At 73.7% G+C, this 24715-nt stretch carries 19 protein-coding genes and 1 pseudogene; 13 read left to right on the top strand and 7 right to left on the bottom strand.

Annotated elements, in window-relative coordinates; translation table 11 throughout:
- The first annotated feature begins 8 nt into the window (after positions 1 to 8).
- The 5 genes from ACIRBY_RS00650 (at position 9) to ACIRBY_RS00630 (ending at position 7917) form a co-directional block, all read left to right on the top strand.
- A complete protein-coding gene (locus ACIRBY_RS00650) occupies positions 9 to 788 on the top strand; it encodes a hypothetical protein (RefSeq protein ID WP_403893948.1) in 780 nt (259 codons plus the stop codon).
- A gap of 25 nt (positions 789 to 813) precedes the next feature.
- Complete coding sequence (locus tag ACIRBY_RS00645) at positions 814 to 3618, top strand: TIR domain-containing protein (RefSeq protein ID WP_403893945.1); 2805 nt, start codon at positions 814 to 816, stop codon at positions 3616 to 3618.
- 132 nt (positions 3619 to 3750) lie between these two features.
- Positions 3751 to 4353 carry a hypothetical protein gene (locus ACIRBY_RS00640; protein WP_403893942.1) on the top strand — a complete coding sequence of 201 codons (603 nt, stop codon included), beginning with the start codon at positions 3751 to 3753 and terminating at the stop codon, positions 4351 to 4353.
- 106 nt (positions 4354 to 4459) lie between these two features.
- Complete coding sequence (locus ACIRBY_RS00635; protein WP_403893939.1) at positions 4460 to 7285, top strand: toll/interleukin-1 receptor domain-containing protein; 2826 nt, start codon at positions 4460 to 4462, stop codon at positions 7283 to 7285.
- Positions 7286 to 7452: 167 nt separating this feature from the next.
- Positions 7453 to 7917, top strand: a complete 465-nt coding sequence (locus ACIRBY_RS00630) for a type II toxin-antitoxin system PemK/MazF family toxin (RefSeq protein WP_403893936.1) — start codon at positions 7453 to 7455, stop codon at positions 7915 to 7917.
- Positions 7918 to 7941: 24 nt separating this feature from the next.
- Here ACIRBY_RS00630 and ACIRBY_RS00625 read toward each other — a convergent pair whose 3' ends face one another.
- On the bottom strand, positions 7942 to 8766 hold the full coding sequence (locus ACIRBY_RS00625) for a TIGR02452 family protein (protein ID WP_403893933.1): 825 nt from the start codon (positions 8764 to 8766) through the stop codon (positions 7942 to 7944).
- Between the two features lie 108 nt (positions 8767 to 8874).
- Here ACIRBY_RS00625 and egtA point away from each other — a divergent pair, with 108 nt between their 5' ends.
- From egtA to egtD, 4 genes are read left to right on the top strand one after another with little or no spacing between them, the layout of a single operon-like run.
- Entirely contained in the window at positions 8875 to 10278 is a 1404-nt protein-coding gene (gene egtA / locus ACIRBY_RS00620; RefSeq protein WP_403893931.1) for an ergothioneine biosynthesis glutamate--cysteine ligase EgtA, read from the top strand.
- A complete protein-coding gene (egtB, locus tag ACIRBY_RS00615) occupies positions 10275 to 11597 on the top strand; it encodes an ergothioneine biosynthesis protein EgtB (RefSeq protein ID WP_403893929.1) in 1323 nt (440 codons plus the stop codon). The genes egtA and egtB overlap by 4 nt, the downstream gene beginning before the upstream one ends.
- Positions 11597 to 12355, top strand: coding sequence for an ergothioneine biosynthesis protein EgtC (gene egtC / locus ACIRBY_RS00610; protein WP_403893927.1), 759 nt, complete (start codon positions 11597 to 11599; stop codon positions 12353 to 12355). The genes egtB and egtC overlap by 1 nt, the downstream gene beginning before the upstream one ends.
- Positions 12352 to 13341 carry an L-histidine N(alpha)-methyltransferase gene (egtD, locus tag ACIRBY_RS00605; RefSeq protein WP_403893926.1) on the top strand — a complete coding sequence of 330 codons (990 nt, stop codon included), beginning with the start codon at positions 12352 to 12354 and terminating at the stop codon, positions 13339 to 13341. Before egtC ends, egtD begins: the two co-directional genes overlap by 4 nt.
- A 338-nt stretch (positions 13342 to 13679) precedes the next feature.
- Here egtD and ACIRBY_RS00600 read toward each other — a convergent pair.
- The 3 genes and pseudogenes from ACIRBY_RS00600 to ACIRBY_RS00590 all read right to left on the bottom strand — a co-directional run.
- Positions 13680 to 14213 (bottom strand): annotated as a pseudogene (locus ACIRBY_RS00600) (lysophospholipid acyltransferase family protein); the annotation flags it as partial.
- Positions 14210 to 15025, bottom strand: a complete 816-nt coding sequence (locus ACIRBY_RS00595) for a GNAT family N-acetyltransferase (RefSeq protein ID WP_403893924.1) — start codon at positions 15023 to 15025, stop codon at positions 14210 to 14212. The gene ACIRBY_RS00595 and the pseudogene ACIRBY_RS00600, both read right to left, overlap by 4 nt.
- 282 nt (positions 15026 to 15307) lie before the next feature.
- Positions 15308 to 16573 carry an extracellular solute-binding protein gene (locus tag ACIRBY_RS00590; RefSeq protein WP_403895211.1) on the bottom strand — a complete coding sequence of 422 codons (1266 nt, stop codon included), beginning with the start codon at positions 16571 to 16573 and terminating at the stop codon, positions 15308 to 15310.
- Between the two features lie 163 nt (positions 16574 to 16736).
- Between ACIRBY_RS00590 and ACIRBY_RS00585 the strand changes: the two genes are divergently transcribed.
- The 4 genes from ACIRBY_RS00585 to ACIRBY_RS00570 all read left to right on the top strand — a co-directional run bounded on the left by ACIRBY_RS00585 (position 16737) and on the right by ACIRBY_RS00570 (position 21194).
- Entirely contained in the window at positions 16737 to 16952 is a 216-nt protein-coding gene (locus ACIRBY_RS00585) for a dodecin (RefSeq protein WP_403893922.1), read from the top strand.
- Positions 16953 to 17172: 220 nt separating this feature from the next.
- Positions 17173 to 17676 carry a hypothetical protein gene (locus ACIRBY_RS00580; RefSeq protein WP_403893920.1) on the top strand — a complete coding sequence of 168 codons (504 nt, stop codon included), beginning with the start codon at positions 17173 to 17175 and terminating at the stop codon, positions 17674 to 17676.
- 55 nt (positions 17677 to 17731) lie between these two features.
- Entirely contained in the window at positions 17732 to 18769 is a 1038-nt protein-coding gene (locus tag ACIRBY_RS00575) for an MsnO8 family LLM class oxidoreductase (protein ID WP_403893918.1), read from the top strand.
- A gap of 10 nt (positions 18770 to 18779) precedes the next feature.
- Complete coding sequence (locus tag ACIRBY_RS00570; protein WP_403893916.1) at positions 18780 to 21194, top strand: ABC transporter; 2415 nt, start codon at positions 18780 to 18782, stop codon at positions 21192 to 21194.
- 2 nt (positions 21195 to 21196) lie between these two features.
- Here ACIRBY_RS00570 and ACIRBY_RS00565 read toward each other — a convergent pair whose 3' ends face one another.
- The 3 genes from ACIRBY_RS00565 to ACIRBY_RS00555 all read right to left on the bottom strand — a co-directional run bounded on the left by ACIRBY_RS00565 (position 21197) and on the right by ACIRBY_RS00555 (position 24715).
- Positions 21197 to 21853 carry a hypothetical protein gene (locus ACIRBY_RS00565; protein WP_403893914.1) on the bottom strand — a complete coding sequence of 219 codons (657 nt, stop codon included), beginning with the start codon at positions 21851 to 21853 and terminating at the stop codon, positions 21197 to 21199.
- A gap of 172 nt (positions 21854 to 22025) precedes the next feature.
- On the bottom strand, positions 22026 to 22766 hold the full coding sequence (locus ACIRBY_RS00560) for a succinate dehydrogenase/fumarate reductase iron-sulfur subunit (RefSeq protein ID WP_403893912.1): 741 nt from the start codon (positions 22764 to 22766) through the stop codon (positions 22026 to 22028).
- Positions 22763 to 24715: a fumarate reductase/succinate dehydrogenase flavoprotein subunit gene (locus ACIRBY_RS00555; RefSeq protein WP_403893910.1), complete on the bottom strand. Its 1953-nt coding sequence runs from the start codon at positions 24713 to 24715 to the stop codon at positions 22763 to 22765. Before ACIRBY_RS00555 ends, ACIRBY_RS00560 begins: the two co-directional genes overlap by 4 nt.

Below are 24715 nucleotides of genomic sequence, written 5' to 3'. Positions count from 1 at the left end.
GGGAGCCGATGAGTGCACGATCAGAGCGTTCCGACGCCCGGCTGGGATGGCGCCTTGGCAAGGCGGGAACGACCGTCCGGCTGGTCGCGGCGACCCTTGTCGGCGCGCTGGCGGGGCTTGCTGTCTTCAACCTCACCGAGGTGACCGGCCGCATCCTGTTCGTGGTCACCGGCGGCGTCGCGGGGGCGCTGACCGTCCTCGTCCTGCACTGGTACCAGCGCACCGCTCGCCTCACCGAGGTGAAGGTGACCATCCCGCAGCTGAGCGAACTCACCTTCGCCGTCAACAACGACGCCCGCCAGGTCGCCTGGCAGATGTTCGTGGAGACCGTGACGCGGGTGTCCACCCAGCCGCTGGCCAGCGACCAGGGAGTGCTCCGGGAGGCACTGACCTCCCTGTACGGACTCTTCGCCACGACACGCGAGACCCTGAAGACCTCCCGCCCTTCGGCTCCCGTGCCGGGCGGGCAGACGGTCGAGTACCTCGCCATCACCATGCTCAACCGCGAGCTGAGGCCCTTCCTCTCACAGTGGCATCCCCGACTGAGGGAATTCGAACTGGCCCACCCCGAGCGCCCCGACTCCTCGTGGGAGCAGAGCACCGCCTGCCGCACCGAGCTGCAGCGGGTGCAGAGCGAACTCCACTCGTACGCAGTGGGCTTCGCCCGCCTGGCCGGCGTGCGGGATGCGGAGTCGTTGATCCGGCCCGTCCCCGGACCGCGGCCCCCCGCAGACCCGCCGGGAGGCGTCGCCGGGTCGGCGACCGGCCCGGCCCGCGAGGCGCGCTGAGCATCGCGAGGGGGGAGGCGCTGCGGTGAGCCGACGTCGGGACGCAGCAATCGAATACGACGCTTTCATCTCGTACAGCCATGCCTGGGACAAGGACCTGGCGAAAGCCTTCCAGAGCCGATTACAGACCTTCGACCGCCCGTGGTACCGGCCCAGAAGCCTGAAGCTCTTCCGTGACGAGACCAACCTCGCGGCAAGTCCCCACCTGTGGGCGGAGATCGAGCGGGGGCTGACCCGGTCGCGGTGGCTCGTACTCATGGCCAGTCCGGCCGCTGCGGCCTCTCCCTGGGTCCGTGCCGAGATCCGCTGGTGGCTCACCCACCGCTCGGTGGACACCCTGCTCATCGCCTGGACCGAGGGCACGCTCGTCTGGGACCCGGGGCGCAGGGCCTTCGACTGGTCACGGTCCGACGCCCTCCCGCACGAGGAGCTGGCGCACGCGTTCACCGACGAGCCGCGCTGGGTGGACCTGCGCTGGCTCCGGCATCGGGGCGGCGCTACGGCGGCCGACCCGAGGCTGATCGAATGCGCCGCGGAGTTCGTCGCTCCCCTGACCGGGAAGTCGAAGGACGAGCTGATCGGCGACCACGTGCGCCAGCACCGCCGGACCATCCGTACGGTCCGGGCCACGATCGCGGTCCTCACCGCGTTGCTGCTCACGGCGGTAGCCGGCGGGATCGCCGCCTACGAGCAGCGCAACGAGGCCCTGACCCAGACGCTGGTGGCACAGTCCCGGCAGCTCGCGGCGGAAGCCCGCTCGATCCAGGACACCCAGCCCGACCTGGCGCGCCAACTGCTTGTGCAGGCCTACCGGCTCGCACCGACCGCCGAGGCAACCGGGGCGCTGGTCGAAAGCGGAACCCTGCCCCGTGTCATCCATGCCCACGGCTACGCCCGCTCAGCCGCGTACAGCAGTCAAGGGCTTCTGGCGGTGGCGGACGACGACGTCCGGTTGCTCGAACCGGCCACCGGAGGTCCTCCCACGCCTCTGGACGCACCGCAGAAGAAGCCGACCGCGGTCGCCTTCAGCGCAGACGGACATCTACTGGCGGTGGGGACGGGCCAGGGCGAGGTGCGGCTCCTCGACGTGACCTCAAGCCGTCGGCCCAGATCCGTGGCAGTGACCTCCGCGGTGGCCAGTCCCGTCACGAGCCTCGTCTTCGCCGCGGACGGACGGCTGTTCGTCATGGCGGACAAGGGAGGTACCATCCTCGACGCGAAGGACCCGTCCCATCCGGTTCCGCTCGGGCCCCTGCCCGGCACCACTGTCGCCGCGAGCCCTGCGGGCAACCTGATCGCCACCCAACAGGAGGAGGGAGCGCTGAGCCTGTGGGTGGTGTCGGCCACCGCGCAACTGCGCTTGACGGCCACCCTCACCTCCCCTCCCGTCCAGCTGGTGTTTCCCCAGCCCCAGCACGTGATGTTCAGCGCGAACGGTCAAGTCCTCGCCCTGGGCAGCCAGGACAACCGGGTACGTCTGTGGGATGTCGCGGACCCCGCGCATCCGGTCGTCCGGCCGGACATACAGGTGACAAGCACGCTCGGAGTCGTATCGGTCGCGTTCTCACCCGACGGGACGACGCTGGCCACGGCCGGCCACTCGGGGGTGGTCTGGCTTTGGGACATCTCCGACCCCACCCGCCCCCGCTCCGGCGCCCGTCTCAGCGGACACACGTCTGAAGTGGGCGCCCTCGCCTTCGGTCCGGACGGGCGGACCCTGGCTTCAGTCAGTTCCGACGGAACCCGGCCGTCCGACGGCCTCCCGCCGACCAATCAGACGGTGCGTCTGTGGCCCTTGTCGGGCCATGAGCGGAGCTCGTCCCTCGCCGACCTGCCGCTGGCGGGAGGGTACCCGCCTGCCTTCAGCCCCGACAGCAGCCTGTTGGCCTCCGGCATGCCCACGGAGGTGTGGCGGCTGAACGCCCGCAACGGGCCCCGCCACGAGTCCACCTTGGAGACGTACAGAGTCGGCGGCCAGGCCGTGGCCTTCGGTCCGGACGGGCACACAGTGGTCTCCGGCATCCCGGCCATCACCTGGGACACGACCGACCCCGCACACCCGAACCTCCTGACCCCGGGGGTTTCGCGGTCCGACGGGGCAGAGTCCATCGCCTTCAACCCCTCGCTCCCGCTGGTGGCCATGAGCTCGCTCGGCGGCCCAGTGCAACTGTGGGACATCACGGACCGGGCTCGACCGGCCCTGCTGGCGACGCTCGACAATGCCCCCCTGGATCACCATGCCCTCGCGTTCAGCGCAGACGGCGTGCTCCTCGCGGCTCTGGGCCACAGCGGCTCCGTCCGGCTCTGGCGCGTTCGGGAGCACGCCCAGCCCACGGCCGAAGGAATGATCGAGCCCACCGGAACAGCAGCAAGGTCCTTGGCCTTCAGCCCCCACGGCCGCACCCTGCTCGTCGGGGACGACCGCGGCTCGCTCACCTCGTGGAACCTCGACCGCCCTGGCCGGCCGAGGCGCATGGGCACCTCCGACCGTCACACCGGAGCGGTGGAAGGGCTGGCCTACCACCCCGACGGCACACTCGCGGCCAGCGCGGGTGAGGACGGCCTCATCCGGCTCTGGGCGGTCGGCGATCCGGCACGGCTCGTCGAGGTCACCTCGCTCAGCGACGGAAACAGCCTGCCTGCGGCCGTGTCGCTCGCCTTCAGCCCGGACGGACGGCTCCTGGCCGGCAGCGGAACCCGGGGCGTGCAGTTGTGGACGGTGGACCCGGGCGCCATCCTGCGACGTTTGTGCGCGGAGTCCATCCCCATCACACGCGACCAGTGGGCGCAGTACCTGCCCGGCCGCGACTACGACCCTCCCTGCGCCTGAGCGCCGGGGGACGGAGGGCACACCATGACCCACGGCCGAGGACGCACTGCCCGGCTCCTCTCACTCATCGCATTGCCGGTACTGCTCCTCGTGATCGGCGCTTGCGATACCCCGAGCCCAGGGGCCCGGATCGTGCCCGCCGCTCAGTCACCCGACATCCGCCCACCCGGCACCCAGGACCCACCGACGCCCCTGCCGGGCGCTTCCCCGGCGGCCGGCGGAACCATCGGCCCGGCCCCCGAGGACCTTCACACGGTCGACTGGGCGCACACGCCCATCCCCGGCGACGTCTGCGCCGTCCCGGGGCTCGTGCGGTTCGACGACAAGGGGGAGGCCTGGGGCACGTCCCGGACGTGGGGGCCGGTGCTGGTCAATCTCGAACGGGACGTCGCGTACGGCGACATCGACGGCGACGGCCGGGACGAAGCCGGCGTCACCATCGGCTGCCACAACGGAGGCGGTACCGCTGCCGGCCGACTGGCCTGGGGCGGGGTCGTCTTCGGCCGCAGAGGAAGCGACCTCACCGTCATCGGCACGCTCACACCCCGACAGCAGCTGCCGGAGGCGATGCCCACCCAGGTCGCCAGGATCCAGATCGCCCTGCACCAGGTCGTCGTGTACGAGAACTGGTTCCGCGACGGGGACTCGACCTGCTGCCCCAGCGGGGGCGCCACCACTGTCTGGGCCCACGAGGGCAACCGGCTCACCCCGGGAGCCCCCCGGATCACATCCTGAGGCCGAGCCCGGCCCCGAGGACGGGACCCCGCGCCTTCCGTGGGAACCTACCTGTGGCGCCGCTCACACATGCCAAGAGACCTTGCCGGGGAGCCGCATGGAACCAATGTACGACGCATTCATCTCCTACAGTCAGCAGCGTGACGAACCGCTGGCCGACGGGCTCCAGGAGGGCCTGGAGAAGATTTTGCGCAAGGGGTGGCTACGGCGTCGGACGCTGAAGGTGTTCCGGGACCGCACCTCCCTCGCCGCAAGCAGTGACTTACCGGGGAACATCCGCGCCGCACTCGGTCGGTCCCGCTACCTCGTACTCGTCGGCTCGCCCGAGGCCGCCGCCTCCCCCTGGGTCCGCCAGGAGCTGTCCCTGTGGCGGGCCGACCGCTCCATGGACCATCTCCTGCTGGCCTACACCGCGGGGGAGATCGCCTGGGATCGTGCGCGGGGGGACTTCGACTGGGCGCGGACCACCGCGATCCCCAGGGAGCTGAGCGGAGCGTTCGCCGCCGAGCCCCTCTGGGTGGACCTTCGGCCCTTCCGGGACTCCGCCGATCTCTCGTACGCGCCGGGACTCCCCTTCCGCGACAAGGTCGTGACCCTCGCCGCGCCGATCCACAACGTCCCCAAGGACGTGCTGGACAGCCGGGGGCGTCAGGAGGAGCAGAAGGCCAGGCGCCGGCTCCGTGCGGCCTGGGCCGTCTTCCTCGTGCTCCTCTTAGGGCTGGGGACCACCTGGACCGTCGCCTGGCGGAAGTCCGGAGAGGCATCGGCCCGCGCGCGGACGGCCGCGTCCCGCTCGCTCGCCGCCCGGGCGTTGGAAGTCGCTCCCAGTGACCCGCGCAAGGCCGCCCAGTTCGCGCTGTACGCCTACGCCGTCGAGCCCACCGGTCAGGCGGCTCAGGCCCTGGGCCGGGCGATCGCCGCGAACGACAGCGCCACGCAGCACCTTCAGCGGGGGAACGAAAGCGTGGCTCGTTTCCAGGGCGCCGGGCACTCCCCGGCCACCAAGGTGGCGATGAGCCGCGATGGTACGGTCCTGGCCTACTATTCGGGCCTCGATCCCGCCGTCATGAGCGATTCCAAGTACGCCGTCCACCTCTACGACATCCGGTCCCGAACACGGCTGCCCGACCTGGTCGGCAAGGCATGGCCGCAAGACGGCGGCGGCTTCGCGTTCAGCTGGGACGGGCGCCTGCTGGCGGTGGAAACCCCTTTCAACGAGATCGAGTTGTGGGACGTCCCCCAAAGCAAGCTGCTGCGCAGGATCACCGCCAGCAACGGCCAGGAGCTGGCCGGTGGATACATGAACCTCCGCTCCTTCGCCCTTTCGGGTGATGGCACGAGAGTCGCCGCAGCGTTCTTCACGCCCACCGGTGAGTCCTCGGCCGCCTATCACCTGGCGGTCTGGGACACGGCCACAGGCAGGCAGATCCTCGAAGAGGGTGCTGCCGAGGACAGCGTGAAGCTGGCCTTCGACGGTACGCACCGACTCGTGGCCCTGGACTCGTCGGTGGGGACCGTACGCTTCCTCGCCCCCGGCTCCGGGACCTGGAGCGCTCCCCGTACCCTCGACAGCTACCCCCGGCTCGACCGGGACGCCCGCTTCGGCGTGACCCTCTCACCGGACGGCTCCCGGGTCTCCGTCACCACGAGCGGCGGGACGCACACGGACCTCTGGGACGTGGGCGGCGGAAGGCGGCTGACCCCCGCGGAGGCGGCCACGGCCGATGGGCGGCCCGGATTCACGGCCGACGGCCAGTCGGTCATCGCGCAGGACGCTGCGAACCGCAGGCGGGTCCTCGGCTCCTTCACCTACCCCGTGGTGTCCCTCGCAGGATCGGGTGACGGCACGCGGGTGGCGGCCGCATCGAACGACGGCGCCGTCTCCCTGTTCTCGACCACCAGCTTCCAGGCAGGTACGACGCTCCCCAACGAACAGCGGATCAAGTCCACCGAGCTCACTCCGGACCGGCGGCTCGCCGTCCGGCCCACAGCGGAGGGCTCGGAGCTGTGGAGCGTGGACGGTGACGGCATCAAACGGCTCGGACGGATCGGACAGCGCGGGGCGGACGGGCGGAGCCGGACCATCTCCTCCTCCGACCGGGCGCGCGTGGTGACCGTCGACGGGGAGGGATCCCTCAGTCTGTGGGACCCACGAGACGGGCGCCGGACGGGCGCTCCCTGGCGCCCTCAGAGCCCTACGGAGCCGGTGGCATTCCTCCCCGACCACGTCAGGTTCCTCGGGATCACGGAGCACGCGCTCCAGGTCATCGACCCGCGCACCTGGCAGGTAGTGCAGTCCCTGCCCCTCGGGACGGGGCCGGACGCGTCGCGGGCCACCAGTGGGGACGGCACGGCGGTCGCCCTGGTGGACCGGGACGAGCTGAAAGTGTGGCGCTGGACGGACGGGAAGGGGCTGCAGCAGGTGTACCAGGGGGAGATCCCGGGCGGATCCGACTTCCGGATGTCGGTGGCACTCAGCCGGCACGGCGAGAAGGCCGTGGTGCTCAACGGCGACCACCGCCTCATCGTCTTCGACGTCGCCTCGAAGCAGGTCGTCCAGGGAGCCGCAGTGGCCCCGGAGGGTCAGGACGGCGTCGCCTTCAGTACCGACAACACCCTGCTCGTCCACGCGTACGGCGCGGGAAGCGAATCGGGCCTGCAGTTCTGGGACGCCGGCACGGGCGAGGCACGCGGGAGCTGGGCGATGGCAGGACACGGTGAAGGTGGTGTGACCACCTTCAACGGCACGGACGGCTCCGTGCTGACCATGGGGGCGGACGGCTCACTCGTACGACGCACCGTGGACCTCGCCGCTTGGCGCACGACCTTGTGCTCGCTGGCCCCCGAACCCCTCCCGCCGGCCGAGTACGACCGCTACCTGAAGGGTATGAATGTCTCTCCCCCCTGCCGGGCGGCAACTGCCCGCCCCTGATCTGGGGTGACCGGCCGCCTGTGGCACGGGGAGCACCATGGCAGACGGCCGGGGCAGCCGCTCAGCCCGGTCTGGCGGGACGATTGCGTGCAGAGGCCGGCGAGCGGCTTCCTCAGCGCCGTGCCCGGGCACGCTACGGGGCCTCACAGCCTAGTAATCTCCGCGAAGTGACGGCACTTTCACATCACGGCAGCGGTTACGCCGAGCAGCCCGGGCGGGACGGCTTCGCGGCCACCGTCGAGGCCGATCCGGTCGCGATCGGGCCCGTCCGCACCGAGTACGCGCCCGATCCGGACGGGGATCCCGACCCCGGCGAGATCGTGTGGACCTGGGTCCCCTTCGAGGAGAACGACGGGCGGGGCAAGGACCGCCCGGTGCTGGTGGTCGCGCGGGAGGCGGGCGGGGCGACCCTGCTCGCCGTGCAGCTGTCCAGCAAGCGGCACGACGCCGACCGGGAGTGGGTCCCGATCGGCGCCGGCCCGTGGGACTCCGCGGGGCGGGAGTCGTGGGTGGACCTGGACCGGGTGCTGCGGGTCCACGAGGCGGGGATGCGGCGCGAGGCGTGCGCGCTGGACCGGGGCCGCTTCGGGCTGGTGGCGGACCGGCTGCGCGAGCGGTACGGCTGGCAGTAGCCGGACGGGCCCGGCCCCGCCCCCTCAGGTCCGGGCGAAGGCCCTGGCGAAGGCTTCGCGGGGGGCGGGGTCGCGGTCCAGGACGGCGAAGACGACCCGGTCGAAGGTTCCGGCGAAGCGGCCCGTCAGCCCGCGCCGGAAGGCCTGCGCCACCTCCGCCGGGTCGTTGCGGAACACCCCGCACCCCCAGGCCCCCAGGACCAGCTGCCGGTAGCCGTGCAGCGCGGCCACCTCCAGGACCCGCCCGGCCCGCCGGGCCAGGGCCGCCGGGATCTCGGGGGCGCGCTCCGGCTCCTGGCGGCGGATCGTGCCCGCGTTCGGGGCGGGGGAGGTGAGGAACCCGACCCGCAAGGGGGTCTCCAGCAGCTCGCCCCGGTCGTCGCGGAACACCGGAACCCCGGGCGAGTGGATCACCCGGTCGGTGTAGAAGGTGCTCTTCCCCGCGCGGTGGACCCCGTAGTACTCCGGGGCCTCCAGCAGGGTCTCGTAGAGCGCCGACGCCCGGCAGAGCGCCTCCTCCTGCGCCTTCGCCCCGCGGACGTACCCGCCCCCGGGGTTGCGCGCCGAGGCGAAGTTCAGCACCGCGACCGCGCCCCGGCCGCAGTCCCCCGCCAGGCGACGCGCCGCGACCGTGCTGCTCTCCCCCGTGACCTCGAAAGCCGTCGGGCGGCTCCCCCTGACGGACTCCCCGTCTGGAATGACCTGGTTTGGCCCATATATTCTGGTTCCGGCCTTGGCTTCCGCCAGGTCGGCGGCGAGGGAGACCTGCCGCCCCGACCGCGTCCGGTATCCGCCGGCCGCCACGATCAGCGCGTTCTCCCGCGCGATCTCGCGCAATCTGCTGCTCACGCCGCAATCCTCCGGTGCGGGCCCGGCAGCGGCAAAGGAATTACCGCCCCGAGGACGGGTAGGGCACGGATGACGTCACGGCCGACTACAGGAGACGAGGTTCCGGTCATGCCCGAGAACTCACCCGCTCCATACGTCCACGATCCGGCGGACACCGCCCCCACCCCCCTCGACGAGACCGCCGCCGAGGACCTGATCCACGGCATCTGCTTCAAGACCGGCCCGCCCCGGACCCTCGGGGCCGAGCTCGAATGGCTGGTCCTGGACGCGGAGCGGCCCTGGCTGCCGCTCCCTCCCGACCGCCTCACCGCGGCCCACGCCGCCGCCCGGGACCTGCCCCTGCGCTCCCGGGTCACCGTCGAGCCCGGCGGCCAGCTGGAGCTCAGCTCCGCCCCCGCGGACTCCCTCACCGCCTGCGTCGACGGCCTCCGGGCCGACCTCACCGCCGTACGGGGCGCCCTGCGCGAGCGGGGCCTGGTCCTCCACGGCCTCGGCGAGGACCCCCGCAGGCCCCTGCGCCGCCTGCTGGCCAGCCCGCGCTACGACGCGATGGAGGCCTACTTCGACCGCACCGGCCCCGCGGGCCGGGCCATGATGCGCGCCTCCGCCTCCGTACAGGTCTGCGTGGACGCGGGCCACGAGGAGCCGGGCCCGCTCGGGCACGGCCGGCGCTGGCGGCTCGCCCACCTGCTGGGCGCCGTGCTCGTGGCCTCCTTCGCCAACTCCCCCGGGCGCGAGGGCCCGTACGAGGGCTGGCGGTGCGCGCGGCAGGGGATCTGGAGCGACATCGACGCGCGCCGCGCCCTCGCCCCGCCGCTGGACGCCGAGCCCCGCTCCGCCTGGGTCCGGCACGCGCTGGACACCGAGGTGATGTGCGTGCGGTGCCCCGACGACGGGCCCTGGGCGGTGCCGCGCGGACTGACCTTCCGCGACTGGCTGCGCACGGGCGGCAACGGGGCGGGCCCGACCCGGCGGCCCACCGCCGAGGACCTGGAGTACCACCTCACCACCCTCTTCCCGCCCGTGCGGCCGCGCGGCCACCTGGAGCTGCGGATGATCGACGCGCAGCCCGGCGAGGACGGCTGGATCGTCCCGGTGGCCGTGGTGCACGCGCTGTTCGACGACCCGGAGGCCGCCGAGACGGCCTACCGGGTGGTGAAGGCGCTGGCCGACGCCCACGGGACCGGCTCCGCGCCGCGCAACCCCCTGTGGCGGGCCGCGGCACGCGGCGCCCTGGCCGATCCGGACCTGCGGGCGGCGGCCACGGCCTGCTTCGCGGCGGCCGGGGAGGCGCTGCCCCGGCTCGGGGCGGAGCCGTACGTCCAGGAGGCGGTCGCCGCCTTCGCCGACCGCTACGTACGGCGCGGCCGCTGCCCGGCGGACGACGTGGACGACGCCCTGGTCGCCGGGCGCACCCGGGCCGCCCCGGGTACCGGCCCGGCGGCCGTCGAGCACACCGGCCCCGCGGCGCACCGCCGACGGCCGCCCGTCGCGAAGGGACCGCGCCCGTGACCACCGAGACCCCTGCCGAGATCCGCCCCGCGCAGCTGCGCGAGCACGCCGCGGCGGCCCTGGCCGCCGCCCGGGCGCGTACCGCCGCGCTGACCGACGTCGTCGACGACCGGGACCTGACCGCGCAGCACTCGCCCCTGATGTCCCCGCTGGTCTGGGACCTGGCGCACATCGGGAACCAGGAGGAGCTGTGGCTGCTGCGCAACGTGGCCGGCCGGGAGTTCCTGCGGCCCGAGATCAACTCCCTGTACGACGCCTTCCAGCACCCCCGGGCCGAACGGCCGAAGCTGCCCCTGCTCGGGCCGCAGGAGGCCCGCCGGTACGCGGCCGAGGTCCGCGGGCGGGTGTTCGACCTGCTGGACCGCACCCCGCTGGAGGGGACGGCCCTGCTCGACCGGGGGTTCGCCTTCGGGATGATCGCCCAGCACGAACAGCAGCACGACGAGACCATGCTGATCACCCACCAGCTGAGGGCGGGCGCGCCCGTCCTGACGGCGCCCGACCCGGACCCGCCGCAGGGGCCGCCCCCGGCCGCGGCCGAAGTCCTGGTTCCCGGCGGCCCGTTCACCATGGGGACCTCGGCCGAACCGTGGGCGCTGGACAACGAACGGCCCGCGCACGTCCGGGAGGTGGAGCCCTTCTGGATCGACACGGCGCCGGTGACCAACGCCGCCTACCGGGCCTTCATCGCGGACGGCGGGTACACGGATCCCCGGTGGTGGGCCGCCGAGGGCTGGGAGCAGATCCGCGCCCATGACATCGGCGCCCCGCTGTTCTGGCGGCGCGAGGCCGGCCAGTGGCTGCGCCGCCGGTTCGGGGTGACCGAGCCGGTGCCCGATGAAGAACCGGTTCTGCACGTCAGCTGGTACGAGGCGGACGCCTACGCCCGCTGGGCGGGGCGCCGGCTGCCGACCGAGGCGGAGTGGGAGAAGGCGGCACGCCACGACCCGGCCACGGGCCGTTCCCGCCGCTACCCCTGGGGCGACGACGGACCCCGCCCCGAGCACGCCAACCTGGGCCAGCGCCACCTGCGCCCGGCCCCCGCGGGCGGCTACCCGGCGGGCGCCTCGCCGCTGGGGGTGCGCCAGCTCATCGGCGACGTGTGGGAGTGGACGGCCTCGGACTTCCTGCCGTACCCGGGGTTCCGCGCCTTCCCGTACCGGGAGTACTCGCAGGTGTTCTTCGGCCCGGAGCACAAGGTGCTGCGCGGCGGCTCGTTCGCCGTGGACCCGGTGGCCTGCCGGGGCACCTTCCGCAACTGGGACCTCCCCGTGCGCCGGCAGATCTTCGCCGGCTTCCGCACCGCGAGGGACGTCTGATGTGCCGCCACCTCGCCTACCTGGGCCCGGAGATACCCCTGGGCCGGCTGCTGAGCGATCCGGAGCACTCGCTCGTGCGGCAGTCCTGGGCACCGCGCCGGCAGCGGTACGGCACCGTCAACGCGGACGGCTTCGGCGTGGGCTGGTACGCGGACGGGGACCCGGTCCCGGCCCGCTACCGGCGCGCCGGACCCGTCTGGGGCGACGAGGGCTTCGCCGACCTGTGCCGCGTGGTGCGCAGCGGGGCCGTGCTGGCCGCCGTCCGCGACGCCACCCTCGCGGGGCCGGACGGGGAGGCCGCGGCGGCGCCGTTCGCGTCGGGGCCCTGGCTGTTCAGCCACAACGGCGCGGTCCGGGGCTGGCCCGACGCGGCCGCCCCGCTCGCCGCGGCCCTGCCGGCCCGGGAACTGCTGGAGCTGGCCGCACGCACCGACGCGGCCCTGGTGTGGGCGCTGGTCCTGCACCGGCTGCGGCAGGGGGACGACCCGGGCACGGCCCTGGCGGAGGCGGTCCGCGAACTGGCCGCCGCCGCACCCGGCTCCCGGCTCAACCTGCTGCTCACCGACGGCGCCTCGATCGCCGCCACCGCCTGGGGCGATTCCCTCTGGTACCTGCCCGAGCACCCGTCGGGGCGCGTGGTGGTGGCATCGGAGCCCTACGACGACGACACCGGCTGGCGCGAGGTGCCCGACCGGACCCTGCTGACCGCCACCCGGACGCGGGTCGCCCTGATCCCCCTCAAGGAGAGCACCCCGTGAGCGAATTCCAGTTGACCCGGACCCTCGACGAGCACGCCGCCGACAGGGCGCTCAGGAAGGACGTCCTGCGCGGGATGACCCGCGTCCCCAAGGAACTGCCGCCGAAGTGGTTCTACGACGCCCGGGGCAGTGAGCTCTTCGAGGAGATCACCCGGCTGCCCGAGTACTACCCGACGCGCGCCGAGCGGGAGATCCTGCTGGAGCGGGCCCGGGAGATCGCGGCGGTGAGCGGCGCCCGCACGCTGGTGGAGCTGGGCTCCGGCTCCTCGGAGAAGACCCGGCACCTGATCGAGGCGCTGCCGGCGCTGGAGACGTACATCCCGGTGGACGTGAGCGAGAGCGCCCTGACGGGGGCGGCCGAGGCCCTGCTGGAGGCGCACCCGGGGCTGGGGGTGCACGCGCTGCTGGCCGACTTCACCGCACCGCTGCACCTTCCCGAGTCCCCCGGGCCGCGGCTGGTGGTGTTCCTGGGCGGCACGATCGGGAACCTGCTGCCGGCGGAGCGGGCCGTGTTCCTGGCGTCCGTACGGGCGATGCTCTCGCCCGGGGACGCGCTGCTGATGGGCACGGACCTGGTGAAGGACGAGGCCGTGCTGGTGGCGGCGTACGACGACGCACAGGGGGTGACGGCGGAGTTCGACAAGAACGTGCTGGCCGTGATCGACCGCGAGCTGGGCGCGGACTTCCACACCGCCGACTTCGACCATGTGGCGGTGTGGAACCGGGAGCACGAGTGGATCGAGATGCGGCTGCGGGCCCGGTCGGCGGTGACGGTGAAGATCCGGGCGCTGGACCTGGTGGTGCCGTTCGAGGAGGGTGAGGAGATCCTCACGGAGATCTCGGCGAAGTTCCGTCAGGAGGGCGTGCGCAAGGAACTCGCGGAGGCCGGGTTGGAGCTGTCCCACTGGTGGACGGACGCCGCGGGCCGCTTCGCCCTGTCGTTCTCGGTGGCGGACGGCTCGGTGGACTCGGTCGCCGTGGACTGAGCCGGCGCGTGCGGGGCCGGTGTGTGTGGTGGGCGCTGCTGGGCGGGTATGCCGGCCAGCAGCGCCCGCTGCGGTTCCCGGGTCCCCAGTACGGCCCGCTGCGCCGCCGCGGCGAGCGCGCGCCGGTCGGCGTGGCGGCCGTCCGGGATCCGGGACAGCAGCCGCACCTCGGCGCGCACCCCGCGGGCCCGGGCGATCCGCCACAGGGAGGCGGTCAGCGTGTCGTCCCCGACGAAGGCGGGCGCCCCGGCGCGTCCCCCGTCCGCCAGCCGGTAGGCGATCCGCACGGGCTGTACGGGTACCCGCGCGTCCAGTGCGGCCTGGAAGGCGGCCCGCCGGAAGGGCCCCTGGCCGCGCCCGCACCAGGTGCAGCCCTCGGGGAAGACGGTGATCCGGTCCCCCGCCCGCAGGGCCCGGGCGATGCTCCCCACGGTCCGGGGCAGGGCCCGGATCCGGTCGCGCTCGATGAACAGGGTCCCCGCCTGGGCGGCGAGCCGGCCGAGCACCGGCCAGGTGCCGATCTCGCTCTTGGCCAGCATCCGGCTGGGCAGGGCGGCGGCGACGAGCGGGATGTCGACCCAAGAGATGTGGTTGGCGACGACCAGGCCGCCCCCGTCGGGCCCCGGGGTGCCGCGCACGGTGATCCGTATCCCCAGGGAGCGCAGCAGCGCCGTGGACCAGGCCCGGATCAGCGCGCGCCGGGGCCGGGCCGGGAGCAGCCGCACCGGCGGGGCGGCCGGGACGGCCAGGAGGACCAGCACGAGGGCGCCGGCGAGCCGGAGCACCGCCTGCGGGACGCTCGCGGCCGGCCCCGGGTGGCCGGCGCAGTCCTGCGGGGTGCAGGGCGCGGTGGGCAGCAGCCAGTTGCTCATGCCGACGGGGCGAGCGAGAGGAAGTGGTTGAGGTAGCGCGGGTTGGTCCGGCGCAGGGAGAGCAGGACGTAGAGGTCGGCGCAGCCGAACTCGGCGTCGAGGGCGGGCTCCCCGCAGACCCAGGCGCCCAGGCGGATGTAGCCGCGCAGCAGGGGCGGCAGCTCCAGGCGGGTGGCGGGGAGGGTGACGCCCTCCGGGCTCCACGGCAGGTGCGGGGTGACGCGGTACTCCTGCGGGGCGAGGTTGCGGGCCAGGACGGTCTCGCGGGTGGCCGCGGCCAGCACCCCGCCGTCGGCGAGCGGTATCGAGCAGCAGCCGGCGAGCCAGTTGTGGCCGGTGCGCTCCATGTAGCGGGCGAGGCCGGCCCAGATCAGGGCGATGACGGCGCCGTTGCGGTGGTCGGGGTGGACGCAGGAGCGGCCGACCTCGACCAGGTCGGGGCGGATCGGGGCGAGGGCGGAGAGGTCGAACTCGCCCTCGGAGTAGAGGCGTCCGGCGACGGCGGCGCGCTCGGGGGGCAGCAGCCGGTAGGTGCCGACGACCTGGCCGGTCTCCTCGTCGAGCACCAGGAGGTGGTCGCAGTAGGCGTCGAAGGCGTCGGAGTCCAGGCCCGGCTCGGGGCCGTCCAGGCGGGCGCCGAGCTCTCCGGCGAAGACCTGGTGGCGCAGCCGCTGGGCGGCGCGCACCTCGTCCTCGTCGCGGGCGAGGCGGACGGTGTACCGGGGGGCGGCGGAGGGTGCGGCGGGGGCCGGGGTGGGGACGACCGGGGCCGCGGGTGCGAGGGGGGACGGGGACAGGGGTGCGATGGTCATGGCTGCTCCTGATCCGGGCACGGGGAGCCGGGCCGCGGGTGGCGGACCCGGCTCCTTTACTTCTTCCGTGACCGGCTGGATTCGACATGACCGCGCAGCGGCCCCCGGATGTGCGGAGGCTGAACTCGACGGACCGGAGCGGGCCGGGCGCCCAGCTCAGCGGCTCGGAGGACCGACGGATCATCGGATCGACGGACCGACGGACCGACGGACCGACGGACCGACGGATCGACGGACCGGCCGACCTGCCGACCTGCCGACCTGCCGACCTGCCGACCGGGCTCAGCGGTCGGAGCTGAGGACCTGGCTCATGGCCTCCGAGGCCGTCTTGGCCGCCTGCCGCGGGTCCTGGCCGGTGAGCACGGCCGTCATGTACGGCTTGATCGGGTTCTTGGCCTCGACCTCGGCCCACCGCGCCGACTTCGGCGTGGCGCGGCCCTGGGCGGCTCCGGCGGCCATCGCGACGGCGCCCTCGTTGCCCTCGACCACGCGGGCGAGGGTGGTCTTGTTGGGGACGTAGCTCATCGTGCGGGCCAGCTCCGTCTGCCACTTCTCGCTGACCAGGGCGGTGATCAGGTCGACGGCACCGGCGCGGTTCGCGGTCTTCGCCGGGATCACCAGGTCGGAGCCCCCGGTGAGGACGGAGCCGGCCTTCTCGGAGGTCTTGCCCGGTATGGGGAAGAAGCCGAGCTTGCCCTTCAGCGCGGGGTTGGCCGCCTCGATCTGGGCCGCCTGCCCGGGCGGGGCGATGATCTGGGCGACCTGGCCGCGGGCGAAGACCTCGGACTGCGGGGGCGTCTCCTCATCGGCGTTCCTGGGCCCTTTGCCGAGGGCCTGGAGCTGCTTGTAGAAGTCCATCCCGGCCAGGGCCTTCTCGTCGTCGAGGGCGCCGACCCACTGGCCGCCCGTCTCGACGGCGAGCTCCCCGCCCTCGTCCCAGACGAACCCGGCGAGCACGTACCAGTTCTGGCCGGGGAGGTAGATGCCCTGCTGGTCGCCCTTGTCGAGCTTCTGGGTGGCCGAGATCCACTCCTGGCGGTTGCGCGGCGGGGCCTTGATCCCGGCGTTCGCGAAGAGGTCCTTGTTGTAGATCACCACCCGGTTGGCGGCGTACCACGGGACTCCGTACTGGGCCCCGTTCACGCTGCCCGGGTCGGCGAGGCCCTTGAGCCAGTCCTTGCTGCCCCAGCTGCGCAGGCCCTCCAGGGTGAGTTCGGAGAGGCCGCCGGTCTCGACGTACTGGGCCACCTGGGTGTTGCCGACCTCGATGACGTCGGCGTGCTCCCCGCCCTTGCCGGCGAGGACGGCGTTGACCTTGTCGCCGATGCCCTTCCACTCCTGGATCCTCACGTCCAGGTCGATGCCGGGGTGCTGCTTCTCGAAGTCGGCGGTGAACTTCCCGACGAACTCCTGCGACGCACTGCCCTTCATCAGCCACAGCGTCACCTTCTCGGAGCCGCCGTCCGATCCGGCCAGACCGCCGCAGCCGGCGGTCAGGGCGGTCGCGGCCGCGAGGGCCGTGCACACGGCGAGGAAGCGCTTCTTCACGAGGGTCACCTTCTGGACTGGATCTCAGATGGCTTGAAATTGGCATAGACCAATGGGCGGGTCAAGGGGCTCGGCAGCGGGATTGTCCGCGCAAAGTTCGCGGAGGCGGACTTACTGGGGCACCGTGGAACAAGGCACAAGCGACGACTGGCGGGAGACCCCCATGTCCAACCACACGTACCGGGTGACCGAGATCGTCGGCACCTCGCACGAGGGCATCGATCAAGCCATCCGGAACGGGATCACCCGCGCCGGGCAGACCCTGCGCAATCTGGACTGGTTCGAGGTCACGCAGGTGCGCGGACACATCGAGGACGGGCAGATCGCGCACTACCAGGTCGGGCTGAAGGTGGGCTTCCGCCTCGACGGCGAGGACTGACGGCACGCGGCGGGCGCCGCGGGCAGGGCGGGCGCCGCGGGCAGGGCGGGCGCCGCGGGCAGGGCGGGCAGGGCGGGCAGGGCGGGCAGGGCGGGCAGGGCGGGCAGGGCGGGGCCGGACGCCCGGCCCCGCCTCTCCCCGCCCCGACCTGCCTCTCCCCGCCCCGACCTGCCCCGACCTGCCCTGCCCGGGCCGAAGGGCACGGCCTAGGCTGGCGGCCATGACCGAGAGCACCGCACCGCGCCGTCCGCTGGCCGTCTTCGACATCGACAACACCCTGGCCGACACCGGCCACCGCCAGCACTTCCTGGAGGGCCGCCCCCGCGACTGGGACGGCTTCTTCGGCGCGGCCCCGGCCGATCCGCCGCTCGCGCGCGGGGTGGCCCTGGCGGTGGAGAGCGCGGCCGACTGCGAGGTGGTCTACCTGACCGGCCGGCCCGAGCGCTGCCGGGCGGACACCACCGACTGGCTGGCCCGGCACGGGCTGCCCGAGGGCCGGGTGTGGATGCGCGGCGACCGCGACCGGCGGCCGGCCCGGCAGACGAAGCTGGAGGTGCTCCAGCGGATCGCGCGCAGCCGCGAGGTGCGGGTGCTGGTCGACGACGACCAGCTCGTCTGCCAGGCCGCCCGCGCCGCGGGCTTCACGGTGCTCCTCGCGGACTGGGCGGCGCCGTCGCCGGAGCTCAAGAGCGCCCAGGAGAGCGAGGGCGGCAGCCGCACCTGAGGGCGGGCGACCCCGACCCGGGAATCCCCGCCGGCGCCAGGCGTTGAAGACGGGTGTGATCCAGAAAATCTCCGTCCTCGACCGGTCCCGCGTCCGCGAGGGGCACCCCGCCGCCGAGGCCCTGCGCGACAGCGTGGAGCTCGCCCGCACGGCGGAGGAGCTGGGCTACCACCGCTTCTGGGTGTCGGAGCACCACAGCGTGCCCGGGGTCGCCGGCTCCGCCCCCACCGTCCTCGCGGCGGCCGTCGCGGCCGCCACCCGGCGGATCCGGGTCGGCACGGGCGGCGTGATGCTGCCCAACCACCAGCCGCTGGTGGTCGCCGAGCAGTTCGGGGTGCTGGAGGCGCTGTTCCCCGGCCGGATCGACATGGGCCTCGGCCGCTCGGTCGGCTTCACGGGCGGCATCCGGCGCGCGCTGGGCCGCGACACCGGCGACGCCGACCGGTTCGAGGAGCAGCTGGCCGAGCTGCTGGGCTGGATCGACGGCACCCAGCGCGCCCATCCCGAGGTGCACGCCCGCCCGGCGGAGGGGCTGCGGATCCCGCCCTTCGTCCTGGCCACCGGCTCGGGCGCCTCGATCGCCGCCCGGGCCGGGCTGCCCGTGGTGGTGGGGGACCTGCGGGCCCGCGCCCGGGTGGCCGAGGCCGTCGCGGCGTACCGCAGGGAGTTCCGACCGTCGGCGTGGGGTGGCGAGCCGTACGTGGTGGTCTCGGGGACGGTGGCGGTCGCGGAGACCGAGGAGGCCGCACGGCGGATCCTGCTCCCGGAGGCCTGGTCCCTCGCCCACTCCCGCACCCGCGGCAGCTTCCCGCCCCTGCGGCCGGCCGAGGAGGTCGAGGGGCTGGAGCTCGGGCCCAGGGAGCGGGAGCTGTACGAGGGCGCCCTCACCGGGCACATCGCCGGGACGGAGGAGCAGGTCGCGGCCGAGCTGGCCGGCCTCGCGGAGGCCACCGGAGCGGACGAGCTGCTGGTCACCACCTCCACGTACGACCGGACGGCCCTGCTGGACTCCTTCCGCAGGCTGTCACGGATCGCCGGGCTCACCCGGGGACTTCCGGACCAGGCGGGGCCGCCGTCCTCCGTACGCCACTAAACTGGGGCGAATGCACCAGCCTTCCACCGATGCCCCGGCCGTCCCCCGGGACGCCCCCGATGCCTGCGTACGCGTCCGCGGCGCCCGGGAGCACAACCTGCGCGGGGTGGACGTGGACATCCCGCGCGACACCCTGACCGTCTTCACCGGGGTCTCCGGCTCCGGGAAGAGCTCCCTGGCCTTCGGCACGCTCTACGCCGAGGCCCAGCGGCGGTACTTCGAGTCCGTGGCCCCCTACGCCCGGCGGCTGATCCACCAGATCGGCGCCCCGAAGGTGGACTCGGTGACCGGGCTGCCGCCCGCCGTCTCCCTGGAGCAGCGCCGCTCCTCCCCGGGCTCGCGCTCCTCGGTGGGGACGGTGACCCTGCTCTCCAACTCCCTGCGGATGCTGTTCTCCCGGGCCGGCGACTACCCGCCGGGGGCCGGGCGGCTGGACTCCGACTGCTTCTCCCCCAACACGGCCTCCGGCGCCTGCCCGTCCTGCCACGGCCTGGGGCGGATCCACCGCACCAGCGAGGAACTCCTCGTCCCGGAGCAGAGCCTGACGATCCGCCAGGGCGCCATCGCCGCCTGGCCCGGCGCCTGGCAGGGCAAGAACCTCAGGGACATCCTGGAGGTGCTCGGCCACGACGTGGACCGGCCCTGGCGGGAGCTGCCGGCAGCGGACCGGGAGTGGATCCTGTTCACCGAGGAGCAGCCGGTGGTGACCGTGCACCCGGTGCGGGAGGCGGACCGGATCCAACGGCCCTACCAGGGCACGTACATGAGCGCCCACCGCTATGTGATGCGGACCTTCTCGGACACCAAGAGCGCCACCCTGCGGGCGCGCGCCGAGAAGTTCCTGACCGACGCCCCCTGCCCGGCGTGCGAGGGGCGGCGGCTGCGGCCCGAGGCCCTGGCGGTCACCTTCGCGGGCCGGACGATCGCGGAGCTGGCGGCGCTGCCGCTGGGCGAGCTGGACGGCGTACTGGACGCTGCGGCGCCGGCCACGGAGGCGGCGCGGGTGCTGGCGGCGGACCTGCGGGCGAGGATCGCGCCGGTCACGGAGCTGGGCCTGGGCTACCTGAGCCTGGACCGGACCGCGCCCAGCCTGTCGGCGGGGGAACTCCAGCGGCTGCGGCTGGCGACCCAGCTGCGGTCGGGGCTGTTCGGCGTGGTGTACGTGCTGGACGAGCCGTCGGCGGGGCTGCACCCGGCCGACACCGAGGCGCTGCTGGGCGTGCTGGAGCGGCTCAAGGCGGCCGGGAACACCGTCTTCGTGGTGGAGCACCACCTGGACGTGGTGCGGCGCGCCGACTGGCTGGTGGACGTCGGCCCGCTGGCCGGGGAACACGGTGGGCGGGTGCTCTACAGCGGACCGCCCGGGGGTCTGGCCGGGGTCGCGGAGTCGGCGACCGCGCGGCACCTGTTCCCGCCGTCCCCGTCCGAGGCCTCCACCGGAGGCCGGCCGGTGCGCAGGGCCACGGGTTCCGTCCGGCTGACCGGTGTGGAGCGGCACAACCTCCGTGACGTGACGGTCGAGTTCCCGCTCGGGGTCTTCACCGCCGTCACCGGGGTGTCGGGGTCCGGGAAGTCCACCCTGGTGGGGCAGGTGCTCGCGCAGGAGGTGGGCGGGCGGCTGGCCGACCCGGACTTCCCGGTGCGCCGGCTGGTGGAGGTGGACCAGAAGCCGATCGGCCGGACGCCGCGCTCCAACCTGGCCACGTACACGGGGCTGTTCGACGTCGTGCGCAAGCTGTTCACGGCGGCGCCCCAGGCGCGCGAGCGCGGCTGGAAGGCGGGCCGGTTCTCCTTCAACGTGCCGGGCGGCCGCTGCGAGACCTGTCAGGGCGAGGGCTTCGTCTCGGTGGAGCTGCTGTTCCTGCCCAGTACGTACGCGCCGTGCCCGGAGTGCGCCGGCGCCCGGTACAACGCCGAGACCCTGGAGGTCCGTTACGAGGGGCTGGACATCGCGCAGGTGCTGGGGCTGACGGTGGAGGCGGCGGCCGTCTTCTTCGCCGAGGTTCCGGCGGCGGCGCGCAGCCTGCGGGCGCTGGAGGAGATCGGTCTGGGCTACCTGCGGCTGGGGCAGCCGGCCACCGAGCTGTCGGGCGGCGAGGCGCAGCGGATCAAGCTGGCGACGGAGCTCCAGCGGCTGCGCCGCGACCACACCCTGTACCTGCTGGACGAGCCGACGACGGGCCTGCATCCGGCCGATGTGCGGGTGCTGCTGCGGCAGTTGCACGGGCTGGTGGACGCGGGGCACTCGGTGGTGGTCGTGGAGCACGACATGGAGGTGGTGGCGGGAGCCGACTGGGTGGTCGACCTGGGTCCGGGCGGCGGCGCGGAGGGCGGCAGGGTCACGGCCTGCGGCCCGCCGGCCGAGGTGGCCGCGTCCACGGCCGGCCGCACGGCCCCCTACCTAGCCCGGGCGCTGGGGCGGTAGGGCTACGCGTCCCCGGGCAGGAGGCGCTGCGGCAGTTCGCGGAAGGTCCAGGTCCCGCGGCTGCGGGTGAGGGTCCAGACGAGGTCGCTGCGGTCGGGCCAGGACGCGGGGAGGCCCGGGGTCCGGTGGGCGCCGAGGGCCCGGACCAGGCGGGGGATCCCGGCGGGCTCCCAGCACAGCAGTACGGGCGCCGGCGCGGCCAGGGCGGCCCGGGCCAGGTCCGCCTCGCCGCCGAGCGCGAACCGGTCCTGTACGGGGACCCGCAGGGCGGTGGCGAGGGGCGCGAGGGTCTGGCGGCACCGGGCGGGGGCGGACTGCGGTCCCCCGGTCGCGAACAGCGCGGCGGGCCGGGGCAGCGGGGCGCCGTGGGCCGGGCCGAAGAGGCGGAGCAGCTCCTCGGCGCGGCGGCGGCCCCGCCGGGCGAGGAAGCCGGCGTCCTCGTTGCCCTCGTCGTCCTCGCCGGCGGCTCCGGCGAAGGGCTTCTCCGCGTGCGGGATCACCATGACGAGGGCGTCCTTGACGGGCTGCGGCCGCGGTCCGGGCGCGGGTGCGCGGTGTTCCCGCCCGGCGCACCCGGCCACCGCCAGGGGCGCCAGGGCCGCCAGGGCGGCGAGCACGGTGCGGCGGTGCGGTGCGGGGCCGGCGGGGGCTGCTGGCATGGGCCCACTGTGCCCGGCCGGGGGGACCCTCCGGGCGTACGGCGCGGCGCGGCGCCCCTCGGTGCGCCCGGTCGGCGGAGCGGGTCGGCCGATCGCACGCACGCGGGGGGCGCGGGGGGGGCCGCTTGCGGAGCGCCGCCCGGGGAGGGGAGGCGCCGCGTGCGGAGCGGGGTCACCGCTTGCGGAGCGCCCGCAGCCATTCCTTGTTCATCGCGGCGATCGACGGCAGCGGAATGCCCTTCGGGCAGGCGGTGGCGCATTCGCCGGTCAGGGTGCAGCCGCCGAAGCCCTCGTCGTCCATCTGCGCCACCATGTCCAGCACCCGCGTCTCGCGCTCGGGCGCGCCCTGCGGGAGCACGTTCAGGTGGTTGACCTTGGCGGAGGTGAACAGCATCGCGGAGCCGTTGGGGCAGGCCGCCACGCAGGCGCCGCAGCCTATGCACTCGGCGTGCTCGAAGGCCGAGTCGGCGGCGGGCTTGGGCACGGCGGTGGCGTGCGCCTCGGGCGCGGAGCCGGTCGGGGCCGTGATGTAGCCGCCGGCCTGGATGATCCGGTCGAAGGCGCTGCGGTCCACGACGAGGTCCTTGACCACGGGGAAGGCCGAGGCCCGCCAGGGTTCGACGTCGATGGTGTCGCCGTCGGCGAAGGACCGCATGTGGAGCTGGCAGGTGGTGGTGCGCTCGGGGCCGTGGGCGTCGCCGTTGATGACCAGGCTGCAGGCGCCGCAGATGCCCTCGCGGCAGTCGTGGTCGAAGGCGACGGGGTCCTCGCCGCGCAGGATGAGGTCCTCGTTGAGGGTGTCGAGCATCTCCAGGAAGGACATGTCCTTCGAGATGCCGTCGACCTCGTAGGAGGCCATGGCGCCGGGGGCGCCGGCGCTTCGCTGGCGCCAGACGCGCAGGGTGAGCTTCATGCGTAGCTCCGCTGGGTGGGGTGGACGTACTCGAAGACGAGGTCTTCCTTGTGCAGGACGGGTGCGGCGCCGGTGCCGCGGTACTCCCAGGCGGCCGCGTAGGCGAACTCCTCGTCGCGGCGGGCCGCTTCGCCGTCCGGGGTCTGGGACTCCTCGCGGAAGTGGCCGCCGCAGGACTCGGCGCGGTGGAGGGCGTCGAGGCACATCAGCTCGGCGAGTTCGAGGTAGTCGACGATGCGGTTGGCCTTCTCCAGCGACTGGTTGAACTCCTCCCCGCTGCCGGGAACCTTGATGCGCCGCCAGAACTCCTCGCGGATCTCCGGGATGCGGGCGAGCGCCTTGCGCAGGCCCTCCGCGGTGCGGGACATGCCGCAGTACTCCCACATGAGTTCGCCGATCTCGCGGTGGAAGGAGTCGGGGGTGCGGTCCCCGTCCACGGCCAGCAGCTTGGCGAGGCAGTCGCGGGTCTCGCGGACGGCCGCCGCCGCCTCGGGGTGGCCGTCGTCGACCGCCTCCCGGTGCGGGTGGCGGGCGAGGTAGTCGTTGATGGTGGAGGGGAGGACGAAGTAGCCGTCGCCGAGTCCCTGCATCAGCGCGGAGGCGCCGAGGCGGTTGGCGCCGTGGTCGGAGAAGTTGGCCTCGCCGATCGCGAACAGGCCGGGGACGGTGGTCTGGAGGTCGTAGTCGACCCACAGTCCGCCCATCGTGTAGTGGACGGCCGGGTAGATCCGCATGGGGACCTCGTACGGGTCCTCCGCCGTGATCCGCTCGTACATCTCGAAGAGGTTGCCGTACTTCTCGGCGACCTCGTCCCGGCCCATGCGGCGGATGGCGTCGGCGAAGTCGAGGTAGACGCCCTGGCCGCCGGGGCCGACGCCGCGGCCCTCGTCGCAGACGTTCTTCGCGGCGCGGGAGGCGATGTCGCGGGGGACGAGGTTGCCGAAGGAGGGGTAGATCCGCTCCAGGTAGTAGTCGCGCTCGTCCTCGGGGATCTCGGCGGCGGGGCGGGTGTCGCCCTTGGCCTTGGGCACCCAGATGCGGCCGTCGTTGCGCAGGGACTCGCTCATCAGGGTGAGCTTGGACTGGTGGTCGCCGGTGCGCGGGATGCAGGTGGGGTGGATCTGGGTGAAGCAGGGGTTGGCGAAGTACGCGCCGCGCCGGTGCGCCCGCCAGACGGCGGTCGCGTTGGAGTTCATGGCGTTGGTGGAGAGGTAGAAGACGTTGCCGTAACCGCCGCTGGCCAGGACCACGGCGTCGGCGTAGTGGGTGTCGATGCGGCCGGTGACCAGGTCGCGGGCGACGATGCCGCGGGCGACGCCGTCGACGGTGATCAGGTCGAGCATCTCGGTGCGGGCGTGCAGTTCGACGTTGCCGGCGGCCATCTGCCGGGACAGCGCCTGGTAGGCGCCGAGGAGCAGCTGCTGGCCGGTCTGGCCGCGGGCGTAGAAGGTGCGGGAGACCTGGACGCCGCCGAAGGAGCGGGTGTCGAGGAGGCCGCCGTACTCGCGGGCGAAGGGGACGCCTTGGGCCACGCACTGGTCGATGATCTCGACGGATATCTGGGCCAGGCGGTGGACGTTCGACTCGCGGGCGCGGAAGTCGCCGCCCTTGACGGTGTCGTAGAAGAGCCGGTGTACGGAGTCCCCGTCGTTGCGGTAGTTCTTGGCGGCGTTGATGCCGCCCTGGGCGGCGATGGAATGGGCGCGGCGCGGGGAGTCGCTGTAGCAGAACTGGACCACGTGGTAGCCCTGCTCGGCGAGGGTCGCGCCGGCGGCACCGCCCGCCAGGCCGGTGCCGACGACGATCACGGTGTGCTTGCGGCGGTTGGCCGGGTTGACCAGCTTCGCCTCGAAGCGGCGGCGGTCCCAGCGCTCGGCGATGGGGCCGGCGGGGGCCTTGGCGTCGGCGACGGGGTCGCCGGTGGTGTAGGCGGCGTACTCGGTGCTCAT

Origin of the sequence: Streptomyces sp. NPDC096136 (genome assembly GCF_044763325.1) — a bacterium.
Lineage (GTDB): Bacteria > Actinomycetota > Actinomycetes > Streptomycetales > Streptomycetaceae > Streptomyces.
This window is presented reverse-complemented; position numbering and strand designations above follow the sequence as displayed.